Below are 13681 nucleotides of genomic sequence, written 5' to 3'. Positions count from 1 at the left end.
TTAGCTGTTTGGCTAATCAGAAGCGGCTACGTGCAGTCAAGAAAGGTCAGGGTGTGCCGTACAGAACCTGCACGCCATTTGGCGAAATGATGCTGTAATCCATAATGCCGTCGCCATTCACATCACCGGCGCGGAAAGCAATGTCAAAACTGTCCTTGTTTGCTGCATGGAAACTGCTGTCGGCGGCTGTCAGGGGGCTGACAAAGAAGCCTGGCTTGAAGCGCCCGACGCCGCCAACCGTGATCATGCCGGTACTGCGATCCACTCGGCCTGTCAGACCTTCAGCTTCAAGACTGTCGAAGAAGTCACTGTTATCGACAAATGGCTGCATGGTCTGCGACACGCCATTGGCGCAGTTAACACCAAACGCGTGATTGGCCGAATTGACGGGGCCGGCCGGGTCTGCAAAGGTCACGGCACCGCAGTTGGTCACCGTCTTGCCGTCCAGATTGTCATAGGCAAATGCGCCCGAGAAGCGTTCACCGTTGCCCAGGTCCAGCGAAACGGATGCATTGTCGCGCAGTGAGAACGGGAAGCCGGCCGCTTCCACGGCGGCCGCAAAACCCAGTACATCCAGTGCGATAGGTGCCAATTCTACAGCAATGCCTTCGGTGACAATCACACCCCGGCCATCGCGGCGCAGACGAATGCCGTTGGGTACGGTAGTCGGCACCGACTTGACCGAGACTATGGCGCCGGCATAGGTTTCGCCGGGTAGCTGCACAACCACCGAACCGGTAGCCTCATCCACAATGATGTCCGCTTCGTCGGCAGTAATTGCCGCAATGCCGCCCGTGCCGCCGCGGTTGTCGATCAGCGACAGCAATCCGGCTGTGCCACGGAACAGGGCCTGCAGTTTGCTGACTATATTGACACCGCCGACCACAATGTTGTCAGGTCTGACGATATTCTTGCGGGCCGCCTGACTGATGCGCTCCAGCGCTGCGTCAGAGGTCTGTAACCCCCGCTCACCGGCATTTTGCTGCAGTCGCTGTTTGGCATCTTCGCCGGACTCCACCACGGCCGGTGGTATGGGCAATGCCAGACTCAGCACCTGTTCTGCCAGGTCTTCGTTGGCTGCCAGCAGTTCGCTGATCTGCTCATCGCTGACATCAGCGCCGGCAACTGCGCGGATTGCGGCCTCGGCTATCTTGCTGCTGGCATCCCGCACCGTGTTGACTACGGCCTCGTCAGCCGCCACACCCAGGCGCTGGCCGGCATCAATGATGCTGGCCGCCGAGCGGGCGATTTGCGCCAGTTGTTCTGAGGTGGTGTTGCTGTCACCGCTCACCGCTGCGGCTGTTTTCAGCAGGTTGGTGGAGGCCTCCTTGACCTGTGCCAGTTCCTCCGAACTCAGTTGCTCCGCACCGCTGTCACGGCGATCAGCCAGCGCCGCCAGGGCCGTTGAACTGTTGTTGATGACAGTGCGGCTGGTCGCTACGATTTCCTGCCGCGCGGCATTGTCAGCAGCGTTCTGGATAACGGTGGAGCCGGTGTTGCCAGCCTTGGCCGCTGAGCTGATGGTGCCCAGGATGTTGGTTTTGCTGACATTGGTGCCGCTGTTGAGTGCTTCGGCAATCTTGTTGGTGTTGGTGGCTGCCAGTCCGGTGACCTCACCTGTTTTGGTGACTGTTTCGGTGGTGACGCTGCCGTTGTTCTGCAGCGCCTGTTCAACCTGCTGTGCCAGGTCGTCCACTTCCTGCTGCTGATTGTTCAGATCAGTCTCTGAAACCACGTCTTCGGCGTCGTCGTTATCATCACCAGAACCAGAATCCCCGCCGGCTCCCGAGTCACCGCCAGAGCCAGCGCCGCCGCCCGAGCCGCCGCCCGAGCCTGCGCCACCGCCAGAAGAACCGCCGCCAGAATCAGGTGTGCTGACACAGGTCTCTGTGAAAGCGGCCGGCAGGGCGTCACCGGTACCCGTGGCGCCCGTGACACTGAACTGTCCTTGTACAGCATAGGCCTGGCTGAACTGTGTGCCGACTGTATACGCCTGGTTGTTGACCGTGCCATTGAGCGCGAACACGCTGCTCAGTTGCGAAGCGGTGCTCAATGAACAGCTTGTGCGTACGCGCGGGAAGGCGCTGAAGCTGCCGCTGTCTGAGCGCCCGAAACGCACCGTTGACGGTCCGTCTGTCTGCTCAATGACCACGCGGTAAGTGTAATGTCCGCCAGTATCAAAGCTGTCCAGGATCGCATCGAATGCAGAACTGGCCGCCTTTAGCCGGTCTACCAGCCGGGTGCCGCTGAAGGTAACCTGCCCGCCGCTGATGCTGACCGGGCCGTTGGCCGAGGCATTGCTCAGTACGGCCGAGGCGCTTATGACACCATCGCGTCCGATCACGATCAGATCCTGATTCGGAACCGAGCCGGTAATGGTCTGCCCGTTATTGCTGATTTCAAGCGTCAACTGGCCCAGAAAGGCTTCAAAGCGCCGGTTGGAATCCTCATCGGCAATGGCCACGCCTATTTTGAAGTTGTAAGTGCCATTGGTGGGGGCGGCCGCGCTGTTGACGAGATTGAAGCTGAAGTTGGGGATACCGAAGTTGCCTGATACTGGCACATCCGTCACCCGGGGAGAAACCACCCCGTTGGTGCCTACCGTGGCGTTGGCGGAAAAGCCGCCGCTGCTGAGTGTCAGTGCGCCATTGTCAATGCTCAGATCATTGGCCTGCGCGGTCAGCCCCAGGCCAGCCAGCATCGTGCCGGCAATCAGTTGATTGAGATGCTTGCGGGTGAACCGGCTGTCAGGATACATGGAATTACCTTTTTATCTGATGAATTTAAATCCGAGTTTCAGTTCAACAAACCCGTACAGCGTGTCGGAAAAACTGGCGCTGAGCGGGTTATTAAAGTGCGGCATGATGCCGACAAACTGGTTGCGGAACACCTTGCCGGACAATGATGCATAAAGATGAGGCGTGGCCCACCAACTGACTGTCCCGTATGCCGTATGGTTGCTGGTGGCGCTGTCGGCCAGGTTGCCACCCCGCAAAAACGAGGGTAACAGGCTGCTGTTGCTGCTGACAATGTTCTGATCCCGATTGCTGATATTCAGGTACTCGTAGCCAAGCTGCACGGGCAGACGGGGGATCTGCTGAAAGTTCAGATTAAAGCCGGCCAAGTACTGCTTCTCACTCAGGTCGAAGGTCTGCAGAAACGCATCCTGAATGGTGCTGTTATCGATTTCCGTGCTGGTTCCCGAGCTGGCATCTGATTCACCGTAGCCGACCCAGGCGCTCAGGGTGGTGTTACTACCCAGTGCGGTGCTGTAAATCAGGCGGCTCTGCCAGCCATCGTCGGCCAGTCTGTCCATGCTGAAATACTGGGGTGGGTCCAGGGTGACGACGACGTTGGCGTTAAATCGCAGCTCCTGCAAAAATCCCCCGAATGCCTTGCTGTTATTTTCTGACCGGGAAATTTGCAGTGCCAGGCTGCTGGAGGCGCGATCCTGACGGTTGCTGCCGGACTCGAACACAACAAAACGGGCACCCCAGCGGGTGCTGGTGGTTTCCAGTTGGTCATCCAGGTCGATGATGTTGGCGCGGCTGGAGGGGTTGATTTTCAGGGTCATATCCTGCTGCTGCCGACTGTAAAACAACTCAAGACCTTTCCATACGCCCAGGCGCAGTTCGCCACGCGTGCCGCTCAGATCGCCGCTGTTGTCGATCAATCGGCTGTTGCCCGACAACAAATCGTCGCGCAGATTCAGGAAATCGATGGTGTCGTTGACCTGTAGTGCACTGCCGGAGAGCTCAAATTCACCGGGTTTCAGCGTATAGGCGCTGACGTGTCCGTTGCTGATCCAGCCGGTGGGCTGTTGGGCGTGGGTGGTCGGCGCAATGGAGAATGTCAAAAGTGCGGCAACAGCCGCGCTCTGGATACATCGGAAGCGGGTATCAGTCATGGTTTGTTAAACTGTGTAAAATTCCTTTTGATGCGGCTAGCTTAGCAGAAAAAGTGCGGACGAAGGACATTTTTTCCGCTACACTCTCGGGATTATAAAAACCGCACAACAGGATGTTAGAGACCGCCCCATAACATGCGCTTAAAAAGTATCAAACTCGCCGGCTTCAAGTCGTTTGTTGACCCCACCACTGTCAATTTCCCAAGCAATCTGTGTGCGGTTGTTGGCCCCAATGGCTGCGGCAAATCCAATATCATCGACGCGGTGCGCTGGGTGATGGGTGAAAGTTCCGCCAAGAATCTGCGCGGCGAGAATATGACCGATGTCATCTTTAATGGCTCGGGCGGGCGCAAGCCGGTTGGTCAGGCCAGCATCGAGCTGATTTTCGACAACAGCGATAACCGTATTCAGGGCGAGTACGCCAAGTTCAGCGAGATCTCCATCAAGCGCAAGGTCACCCGCGACGGGCAGAACATCTACATGCTTAATGGTGCCAAGTGTCGTCGGCGCGATATTACCGATATTTTTCTGGGTACCGGTCTGGGTCCGCGCAGCTATTCCATCATCGAGCAGGGCATGGTCTCGCGTCTGATTGAGTCCAAGCCGGAGGAGCTGCGCATCTTTATTGAAGAGGCGGCGGGTATCTCTAAATATAAAGAAAGACGCCGTGATACCGAGAATCGCATCAAGCGCACCCGCGAGAACCTGGAGCGTCTGACTGATATTCGTGAGGAGCTGGAGCGACAGTTGCAGCATCTGCATCGTCAAGCGCAGGCTGCAGAAAAATATAAGGAATACAAATCACAAGAGCGTGATCTTAATGCGCAGTATAATGCTTTGCGCTGGCGTGCTCTTAACACAGAAGTCGAGTCGAAGCAGGCGGTGATTCGCGATCTGGAGCTGCAGATAGAGGCGGTGATCACCGATCAGCGCGCGCTGGATGCGCAACATGAACAGCTGCTGCTGAACCAGACCGAGCGCAATGACGCGCTTAGCGAAGTGCAGGGGCGCTACTACTCCATCGGTGGCGATATTGCCCGCATCGAACAGTCCATTGAGCATCACATTGAGCGTATGAAACAGCTGCGCGCCGATCTGGAAGACAACCGCCGCAGCTTCTCCCAGTCCCAGTCCGACATGGATGTGGATGTGCAGAAGCTTGAAAACCTGCAGGGTGAACTGGATGCCTTGACACCCGAGCTGGAGATGGCTGAACACACCGCCGAAGAGTCGGCCATTCAGCTGGAAGAAGCCGAGGAGCGCATGCAGCAGTGGCAGCATGAGTGGGACGGTTTCAGTCAGCGTTCAGAAGAGCCGCGCCAGACGGCAGAAGTGGAGCAGTCGCGCATCCAGCAGTTGGAAAAGATTGTTGAGCGGGGCATTGAGCGCCGCGCTCGCCTGAAAGAAGAACGCGCCACACTGGGTGAAAACCCCGAACAGGATGCCATTGAAGAGCTGTCCATGCAGCTGACCCAGATGGAAGATGACCTGGAGGCGCAACAGGCCCAGAGTTCCGATATGGCCGAGGGCATCAATCAGGAACGCAGCCGCGGCCAGCAGCTGTCCGCCGAGCTGGACCAGGCCCGCTCCGATTTGCAGCGCGGCAAAGGCCAGTTCGCCTCCCTGGAAGCTCTGCAGCAGGCGGCGCTGGGGCAGAAAGACAACAAACTCAATGCCTGGCTGACCGAGCGTGGCCTGGCCGATAACGCCCGCCTGGGCGAAAAGATTCAGGTGGCCGAGGGCTGGGAGCAGGCTGTAGAGGCGGTGCTGGGCGATACCCTGCAGGCGGTTTGTGTGGATGATCTGGCGCGGGGGACGGAGGCGGTCTCTGTCCCCAACGTCACCTTGGTGACGCGGGGGACGGAGACCGCCTCCGTCCCCGGTGCAGTCGTCGACGCGCCGCTGCTGAGCTCAAAGATCACCAGCACCGTGGACATGGCGCCACTGCTGGGCAACATCTTTGCCGCTGACTCGCTGGAACAGGCCATGGCCTTGCGCCCAGACCTGCTGACCCATGAGTCAGTCGTCACCCGCGACGGCCTGTGGCTGGGGCCAAACTGGCTGCGCGTGCGAAAATCCGTCGATGCCGCCGAGGGCATGCTGGCTCGCAAGGGTGAAATGACCCGCCTGCAGGAGCAGATGGATGAGCTGCAGATGCGCGTGGATGAGCTGGTCGATCAGCAGCAGCAAAGCCGTGACAGCCTGCGTGACCTGGAATCACGCCGCGACGATGTACAGCGCCGCATCGCCCAGATGAGCCGTGAGCACAGCGACCTGAAATCACGCCTCAGCGCCAAAATCATGAAAGAAGAGCAGGCCAATCAGCGTCGCAATCGCCTGCAGCATGAGCTGGAAGAGCTGCAGAAGCAACTGGAATTCGAGCAGGACAACATCACTCAGTCGCGCGAACGTCTGCAACTGGCGCTGGACACCATGGAGCAGGATGTTGAGCGGCGCGAGCAACTGCTGCAGCAGCGTGATGAGCTGCGCCAGACCCTGGATCAGGTGCGCCAGAAAGCGCGCCACGACAAGGATCATCACCACCAGATCAGCATGCGCGCGCAGCTGTTGCAGACCCAGATTACCTCGGTCAAAGACACCATGGCGCGCATGAGCACCCAGGTGCAGCGCGCTCGTGAACGCATCGAATCGATAGAGAGGCAGCTCGCCGAGTCCGATATGCCGCTGGAAAGCAAGCGCGAGGAACTGGAGCTGCTGCTGCAAAAACGCGTGGCAGTGGAAGAGCAGATGACTGCCGCCAAGGCCGCCGCCGATGAAAACGAACATCAGCTGCGCGCTCTGGAGCAACAGCGCGCCGGCTTTGAACGTCAGGCCGCCGGTCTGCGTGAAAAACTGATGGAAAATCGCCTGAAAACAGAAGGTGATCTGGTCAAGCGCGAAGCCCTGGCGGAACAGCTGCGCGAGGCGCGCTATGACCTGCAAACCGTGTTGGCACAGTTGCCCGACGAGTTAACTGCAGACGAATGTGAGCAGGAATTACAGGCCATCGGTCAGCGCATTCAGCGCTTGGGCGCCATTAACCTGGCCGCGATCGAGGAATATCAGCAGCAGTCCGAACGTAAAGTGTACCTGGATGCCCAAAATGAGGACCTGGAAAAGGCTTTGGTGACGCTGGAAAACGCCATCCGCAAGATCGATCGCGAAACGCGCACCCGCTTCAAGGAAACCTTCGACAAAATCAACGCCGGCCTGCAGGAGCTGTTCCCCAAGGTGTTTGGCGGTGGGCACGCCTATCTGGATATGACCGGCGAAGACCTGCTCGACACCGGCGTCGCCATCATGGCTCGCCCGCCCGGCAAGCGCAACAGCACCATCCACCTGCTGTCCGGCGGCGAAAAGGCCATGACTGCCATCGCTCTGGTGTTCTCTATTTTCCGGCTCAATCCCTCGCCCTTCTGTATGCTGGACGAGGTCGACGCGCCGCTGGACGACGCCAATACCGGCCGCTACAGCCGGCTGGTCAAAGAGATGTCCGACACGGTACAGTTCATCTTTATTACGCACAATAAACTGACGATGGAAGTGGCCAACCAGCTGCTGGGTGTGACCATGCATGAGCCCGGCGTGAGCCGCATCGTGGCGGTAGATATAGAAGAAGCGGCCGAGTTGGCGGCGATGTGAGCAAGAAGGATAACTTAAAACAATGATGCTACGGGAATTTCTGATTCTCCTTCTGATACTGGCGATTGTCGTCGTTGTGCTGCGCGGCATTTACGTCGCCATGCGCCGCCGCAAAAACAAAATCAAAGTAGCATTGGACAAAAACATTCCCGAATACGATCTGGAAGAGCTGGAGCTGCGTGAGCTGCCCAGCGGTGGTGCCCGCGTCGTCGAGCGCTCCTTTGCCGAGGTCATGAAACAACACGGCCTGCCCAGCGAGCAGGCCGCTGCAGCGCCCAAAAAAGTATTTCCTGCCCGCACAACAGAAACCTTCGCGCGGGCCAGGGGCTTGGCGCGGGGAGCGGGCGGTGACGCGGGGGACGGAGGTGGTGACGCGGGGGACGGAGGTGGTCTACGTCCCCAGGCTTGGGGACGTAGACCACCTCCGTCCCCCGCGCCACCACCGCCGGCCTCCGTTCCCAGTGCTCCCGCCGCCAGCTGGGATGATGCCTATGATGATGAATGGCTGGACGACGATGTCTCACCGGTGCGCGAGGTGCGCGTTGAACCCGAGGTGTCAGCCGTTGTCGAAGAAGAATGGGCGGAGGAGAATCCTGCGGCAGAGGAGAGCGCGTCAGATGAGCAGTTTATTGAAGAAGAGCAAGCCGTGAAAGAGCATGAGGACGAGTCGTTGCAGCCTGATGTGGCGGCTGATGATGACTATGAATCTGATGAGCCGGCCGTCTGGCAGGGCGACCCGCAGATCAGCGATCTTTCTGCGCTGGATGATGAATCAGAGCTGGAATCTGAGCCAGAGTCGACGCCTGAACCAGAGCCAGAGTCAGAGCCAGAACCAGACGTAGAACCTGAACCCGAAAAAGTGACCGCCATGAGTCGTGATGATGACCTGGGCAGTGTGCTTGATGAGTTGCTGGAGCAGGGTGAGAAGCCGGCGCCGGCGTATGCGACTGTGCCCGAGTATGTCCCGCAACCTGAGCCTGAGCCGGAATACGAACCCGAACCAGAATACGAACCTGAGCCGGACTACGAACCCGAACCAGAATACGAGCCGGCGCCAGAGGCAGAGCCTGAGTATCAGCCCGAACCAGAGCCAGAGTTCGAGCCAGACCCCGAACCAGACCCCATCCCGGAAGTACAGGAGGAGGACGATATGCCGAAGAACTTTGACTCAGAGTACGAGGCAGATCCCGAACCTCAACCCCGCGATGATGACTCTTTCTCCGCCATGAGCGCAGACGATGATATCGACATTCTGTTTGATGAGGACGACAAGTCCCGGCGTCTGGAAGAACTGGAAGAGAAAGAGGATAAGGCGTCACGTCGCATCTTTGGCTGGGCCGGCGACGCTGTAAAAAGCCTGGGTGCCAGCATGGCAGCACGTCGCGCAAAAGCGGCTGAAGAAGCAAAAGCAGCTGAAGAAGCTGAGGCCGTGGCAAGAGCAGAAGCCGCTCAAAAAGCGCAGGCCGAGGCCGACGCTCGTGCAGCAGAGCAGGCCAGATACGACGAAGAGAGGCGGCTGGCCGAGGAAGCAAGACGCAATGAGGTGCCCGATGAGCTTTATGGTCACGAGCAGCCGGCTGATGACAGTCAGTTAGAGCAAGAGCAGGAGATGGCCGAGCAGTCGCAGTGGGCTGAGGAAGCGGAAATGCCCGAAGAGTCCCCCTATGCAGCGACGCCCTCAGCCCCTACCCGACGTTCATGGAAAGACAACCAGCTCAGCCTGGATATGGTCGAGGACGAAGAGGTAGAGGAGGATCCGGGTTATAGCGAGGTGCTGGTCATCAATGTAATGGCGAGACCTGGCACGGTAATCGCCGGTGATGACCTGCTGCAGTTATTGTTGGGTGCTGGATTGCGCTTCGGCAGCATGTCCATCTTCCATCGCCACGCTAACCGCAAAGGCGGGCCGGTGCTGTTTAGTGTGGCCAATGCACTGAATCCAGGCACCTTCGACCTGAATGAAATCAGTGAATTCACTACCAAGGGCGTTTGCTTCTTCATGACGCTGCCCAACGTTGCCAATAATATGCTGGCTTTCGAGCAGATGCTGGCCACGGCCAAACATCTGCAGTCGTCACTGGACGCGGAATTAAAAGATGACAACCGCTCCGTTATGACGGCGCAAACCATCGAACATTACCGTCAGCGCATTCGTGATTTTGAGTTGCAACAACTGAAAAATGGCAAGCGATAAAGCCCTGTCCCAGGATCAGGCGGCGCAAGAACTCAACGAGCTTCGTCGCCAGATCGACTACCACAATTCCCTCTATCACCAGTATGATGCGCCGGAAATTCCGGATGTCGATTACGACCGTCTGTTTGACCGACTGTTGGCGCTGGAAGAACTGTTCCCAGAACTAGTGACACCTGACTCTCCATCGCAGCGAGTGGGCGATGCACCGCTGGAATCTTTCAAGCAGGTGCAGCATGATGTGCCGATGATGTCGCTGGCAAAGGTCTTTAACGACCAGGATTTGGCGGACTTCGAGGCGCGGATTTTGAAGCGGCTGGACAGTGAAGAGGCGCCTTATTATAGCTGCGAACCCAAAATAGACGGCGTGGCGGTCAGCCTGCTGTACGAAAACGGCCTGCTGGTGCGAGGTGCCACCCGCGGTGATGGCGTGACCGGCGAAGATATTACCCATAACGTCAAAACCATCAAGAATATCCCGCTGCGCCTGACTATAGAGGGCGACATGCCGCCTTTGCTTGAAGTGCGCGGAGAGATTGTCATGAGCCGCTCGGGTTTCGCGCTCATGAATGAGGAAGCATCGAAAACGGAAGGCGGGCGGGTGTTTGTGAATCCGCGCAATGCGGCGGCGGGCACCTTAAGGCAGCTGGACTCGAGAATTGCCGCGACCAGGCCGCTGAAATTTTTCACCTACAGTGCGCACTTGTCTGACAAGGTCGCTGATGATGCGGGCTGGGGTGCAAAGTGGCCAGCTGAACACAGCAAGGTGCTTGAACTGCTTGGCCAATGGGGATTGCCGCTCAATCCCGAGCGTGCAACCGTTTGTGGCTGGCAGGCCTGCCTGCAGTATGCCAAGGATCTGCTGGCCAAACGTGATGCGCTGGATTATGAAATAGACGGCGCGGTTATCAAAGTCGACAACATTCGCCTGCAAAATGAGCTGGGCAGCAATGCCCGCACCCCGCGCTGGGCCATGGCCTATAAATTCCCTGCTGAGGAAGCATCCACAACCGTGAACGATGTGGAATTTCAGGTTGGGCGAACCGGCACCATCACCCCGGTCGCGCGACTGGAGCCGGTATTCGTCGGGGGCGTCACCGTCAGCAATGCAACCTTGCATAACATGGATGAAATCGCCCGCCTGGGCGTGCAAATCGGCGACCGTGTCATTATCCGCCGCGCCGGCGATGTGATCCCCAAGATTGTCAGAGTCCTTGACCCACCTGACGCGGGGGACGTAGACCGCCTCCGTCCCCCGCGTCATGCGATCAGCATGCCCGCCCGATGTCCGGCGTGTGACTCGCCCGTGGAAAAAGATGGCGAGGTACTGTATCGCTGCACTGGCGGGCTGGTCTGTCCTGCACAACGCAAAGAGTCCCTGCGTCACTTCTGCTCACGCGCGGCCATGGACATCGAAGGTCTGGGCGAGAAACTGGTGGAGCAGCTGGTGGACGCTGACCTGGTGCACAGCGTTGCCGACGTCTTCACCCTCAGCAAAGAGCCGCTCGTGGGTCTGGAGCGCATGGGCGAAAAATCTGCAGATAACCTGCTGACCGCCATTGAAAAGGCCAAAAACACCACCTTGCCGCGCTTGCTGTTCGCGCTGGGGATTCGGGAAGTGGGCGAGGCGACCGCACTGGCGCTGGCTTCCCACTTTGGCAGCCTGGACAAGCTGATGGCGGCCGACGAAGAGGCCTTGGTCAGTGTTGAGGACGTCGGTCCGATCATGGCGGCTCACATTCGACACTTCTTTGATAACGCCGAAAACGACAAGGTAATCAAAGAGCTGCGAGAGCGCGGTGTTCACTGGTCCGAGCATGAAAGCACTCAGGTGTCTGATAGACTGGCCGGTCAGACCTGGGTGCTGACCGGCACGCTGGAGGCCATGACCCGTGACGAAGCTCGCGCGCGCCTGCAGGCCCTGGGTGCCAAGGTTGCCGGCAGCGTGTCCAAGAAAACCACCGTGGTGGTCGCCGGGCCGGGTGCTGGCTCCAAGCTGGATAAGGCCGTGGAACTTGGGGTGACGGTGATGGATGAGCAGGGGCTGCTGGAGGTGCTGGGCTGACGCTCACGTAACAGCTCATTGATTGACTGTCGCGATACACCCAGCGCATCAGCCAGACCCGCAACATTCAATTCATAATCCGGCAAAAAATCCTCGCGCAGCATTTCGCCAGGGTGTGTAGGCCTGCGTTTCATGCCCGTATTATCAATAGACATACAACACCTCTCTTTAATGGTAATCGCAGACTTCAACCTCAAAAGCATCCTCATCCGTCAACGCCGTCCCATGCCGCGTCAGCCAGCCGGGTGAGCCAATCGCGGTATTGTGGTAGCTGGACCACGGATAATCGCTGGGCTTCGCCGCGATGCCCGTGCGCACAGGATTCAGCTCAATGTAGCAGTAGCACTGCATTACATACTCCATGCCCTGTACCAGATGTGCGCGGTGGCGACCCTCCCAGAGCGATCCGGTTCTGTCGTATTCCCGGTTTACATAGCGCGCGTAATTGCTGCCAACTGTTTGCATCGTGCGCGAAATGGCATCTTTTTGTCGGTTAGTAACCAGAAAATGGATATGATTTGTCATTTCGCAAAAGGCATGCACATCAAGCCCGTAGCGTTTCGCGCAATCCATCCAGAGTTTCAGGTAATAGCGATAATCGCGTGGTTCGCGAAACACAATCTGCTTGTTATTGCCGCGCCCCCAAATCGGCGATGCTTAACGTTTCACGGTTTTTTCGTACACGAACTCTGGGTCCAAATCGACACCGCAAGGCCATTCGATTGTTTTGAAAGATATCGTGACCTGATTGAAGATTTGAGGGTTTTTTAATCTGCTGAAAACTCCAAAGTCGAGATAAGGGGTCATGTCCAGCTCACCCTGCTCGCCATTTTCGAAACTGACACGGAGCTTGTGATCTTCGATTACTTTGACTTTGGTGACAGCGGGGTGCATAGCTGACTCCTATTGCAAGGGAGGTATTTTAAAGGGTTCTTCGCCATTCATTACCAATTGCCAATTCGCCATCAACTCGTCGCGATGTAGTTCAGCCCAAGCTTTGACCAGCCGTAATTGCCTGGTGGGCAAATTACTGTGAATGATAACCAGATCCGCGATGGCGACAGAGGCTTGGTATTCTCCATAATAAACATGAAAATGCGGTGGTGGATGTTCTCCTGGTGCATAGTACATGCGTATTATTAACCCATAAAACATCGAAATTGTCGGCATAGCAAACTCCTTTTGCTATCAACGTGCTGTGTGATATGACGCTGGGGACGGAGGCGGTCTACGTCCCCAGCGCACCTAACTAAACAACCGCCAGAACCAGCTTTTGCCCAGCTCTTCCCGGCACGAGGCATACTGCGCGGTATACCGGTCAGCATTGCTCTGCACCGAATTGGCCACATCCAGCAGCCAGGGTTTATCCGCATAAGTGCGGCGATTAAAGCCCGTATGCCCCTCGTGATAGGCCAGATACAGGTTGCGCGCGTCGCTCAGCTCAATACCGCTTCGCCTGACTGAATGGTGGTTGTACCAGCCGATAAAATCCACCGCATCGCTGAAATTCGTGCGCCGTGCCCAGCCCTGGCCGGTCTCGCGCTGGTAGTCGGCCCAGGTGGACTCCAATGCCTGGGCATAGCCGCGTGCCGTCGACGGCCGGGTCCAGGGGATAAACCCCAGCAGGCGCGTGCGATCGGGTCGGGCGCGGGCATGAAAAGACGATTCCTGATAAATAAACGCCATGGTCACCGGCACCGGCACGCCCCAGCGCTGCTCGGTGCGCTCGGCGGCCTTGTACCAGGCGCGGCGCTCCTCAAACATGTGGCACACGTTGCCCGGGTTGGCCGGACGGGTTGCCACGCAGGCGCTGAGCAGCAGGGCGGTTGTCAGGAATAGGAGTCTCATGTGTTTGAGTATAGCACCACCCCAGCAC

At 57.9% G+C, this 13681-nt stretch carries 9 protein-coding genes; 3 read left to right on the top strand and 6 right to left on the bottom strand.

All coding sequences use genetic code 11. The features are described from left to right. Positions 1 to 46 precede the first annotated feature (46 nt). A complete protein-coding gene (locus PS2015_RS08910) occupies positions 47 to 2758 on the bottom strand; it encodes a hypothetical protein (protein WP_058021873.1) in 2712 nt (903 codons plus the stop codon). Between the two features lie 12 nt (positions 2759 to 2770). Next, the gene (locus PS2015_RS08905) at positions 2771 to 3907 is read right to left on the bottom strand and encodes a hypothetical protein (protein ID WP_058021872.1); all 1137 of its coding nucleotides are present in this window, start codon (positions 3905 to 3907) and stop codon (positions 2771 to 2773) included. Positions 3908 to 4042: 135 nt separating this feature from the next. Here PS2015_RS08905 and smc point away from each other — a divergent pair, with 135 nt between their 5' ends. Genes smc through ligA form a run of 3 tightly spaced genes read left to right on the top strand, consistent with a single transcriptional unit; the run spans position 4043 to position 11805 of the window. After that, positions 4043 to 7549, top strand: a complete 3507-nt coding sequence (gene smc, locus PS2015_RS08900; RefSeq protein WP_058021871.1) for a chromosome segregation protein SMC — start codon at positions 4043 to 4045, stop codon at positions 7547 to 7549. Between the two features lie 22 nt (positions 7550 to 7571). After that, complete coding sequence (zipA, locus tag PS2015_RS08895) at positions 7572 to 9743, top strand: cell division protein ZipA (RefSeq protein WP_058021870.1); 2172 nt, start codon at positions 7572 to 7574, stop codon at positions 9741 to 9743. Continuing rightward, entirely contained in the window at positions 9730 to 11805 is a 2076-nt protein-coding gene (ligA, locus tag PS2015_RS08890; RefSeq protein ID WP_335338228.1) for an NAD-dependent DNA ligase LigA, read from the top strand. Before zipA ends, ligA begins: the two co-directional genes overlap by 14 nt. Before the next feature lie 168 nt (positions 11806 to 11973). Here the strand turns inward: ligA and PS2015_RS08885 are convergent, their stop codons facing one another. The 4 genes from PS2015_RS08885 to PS2015_RS08870 form a co-directional block, all read right to left on the bottom strand. Next, entirely contained in the window at positions 11974 to 12423 is a 450-nt protein-coding gene (locus tag PS2015_RS08885) for a transposase (protein ID WP_058021869.1), read from the bottom strand. A 39-nt stretch (positions 12424 to 12462) separates the two neighbouring features. Next, positions 12463 to 12699 (bottom strand): DUF2442 domain-containing protein, encoded by a 237-nt coding sequence (locus PS2015_RS08880; protein WP_058021868.1) that lies wholly within the window; start codon positions 12697 to 12699, stop codon positions 12463 to 12465. A 9-nt stretch (positions 12700 to 12708) separates the two neighbouring features. Further along, entirely contained in the window at positions 12709 to 12975 is a 267-nt protein-coding gene (locus tag PS2015_RS08875; protein WP_058021867.1) for a DUF4160 domain-containing protein, read from the bottom strand. Between the two features lie 75 nt (positions 12976 to 13050). Further along, positions 13051 to 13653, bottom strand: a complete 603-nt coding sequence (locus PS2015_RS08870) for a transglycosylase SLT domain-containing protein (protein ID WP_058021866.1) — start codon at positions 13651 to 13653, stop codon at positions 13051 to 13053. Between the last annotated feature and the right edge of the window lie 28 nt (positions 13654 to 13681).

The sequence above is a fragment of the Pseudohongiella spirulinae genome (assembly GCF_001444425.1).
Lineage (GTDB): Bacteria > Pseudomonadota > Gammaproteobacteria > Pseudomonadales > Pseudohongiellaceae > Pseudohongiella > Pseudohongiella spirulinae.
Note: the sequence above shows the minus strand (reverse complement) of the source record. Positions and strands in the feature narration are given on the sequence as shown.

What these genes read in the sequence shown, in the direction of transcription:
- smc (WP_058021871.1), top strand. Translation starts at nt 4,043, where the DNA reads ATGCGCTTAAAAAGTATCAAACTCGCCGGCTTCAAGTCGTTTGTTGAC.
- PS2015_RS08875 (WP_058021867.1), bottom strand. Translation starts at nt 12,975, where the DNA reads ATGCCGACAATTTCGATGTTTTATGGGTTAATAATACGCATGTACTAT.
- PS2015_RS08910 (WP_058021873.1), bottom strand. Translation starts at nt 2,758, where the DNA reads ATGTATCCTGACAGCCGGTTCACCCGCAAGCATCTCAATCAACTGATT.
- zipA (WP_058021870.1), top strand. Translation starts at nt 7,572, where the DNA reads ATGATGCTACGGGAATTTCTGATTCTCCTTCTGATACTGGCGATTGTC.
- PS2015_RS08905 (WP_058021872.1), bottom strand. Translation starts at nt 3,907, where the DNA reads ATGACTGATACCCGCTTCCGATGTATCCAGAGCGCGGCTGTTGCCGCA.
- ligA (WP_335338228.1), top strand. Translation starts at nt 9,730, where the DNA reads ATGGCAAGCGATAAAGCCCTGTCCCAGGATCAGGCGGCGCAAGAACTC.
- PS2015_RS08870 (WP_058021866.1), bottom strand. Translation starts at nt 13,653, where the DNA reads ATGAGACTCCTATTCCTGACAACCGCCCTGCTGCTCAGCGCCTGCGTG.
- PS2015_RS08880 (WP_058021868.1), bottom strand. Translation starts at nt 12,699, where the DNA reads ATGCACCCCGCTGTCACCAAAGTCAAAGTAATCGAAGATCACAAGCTC.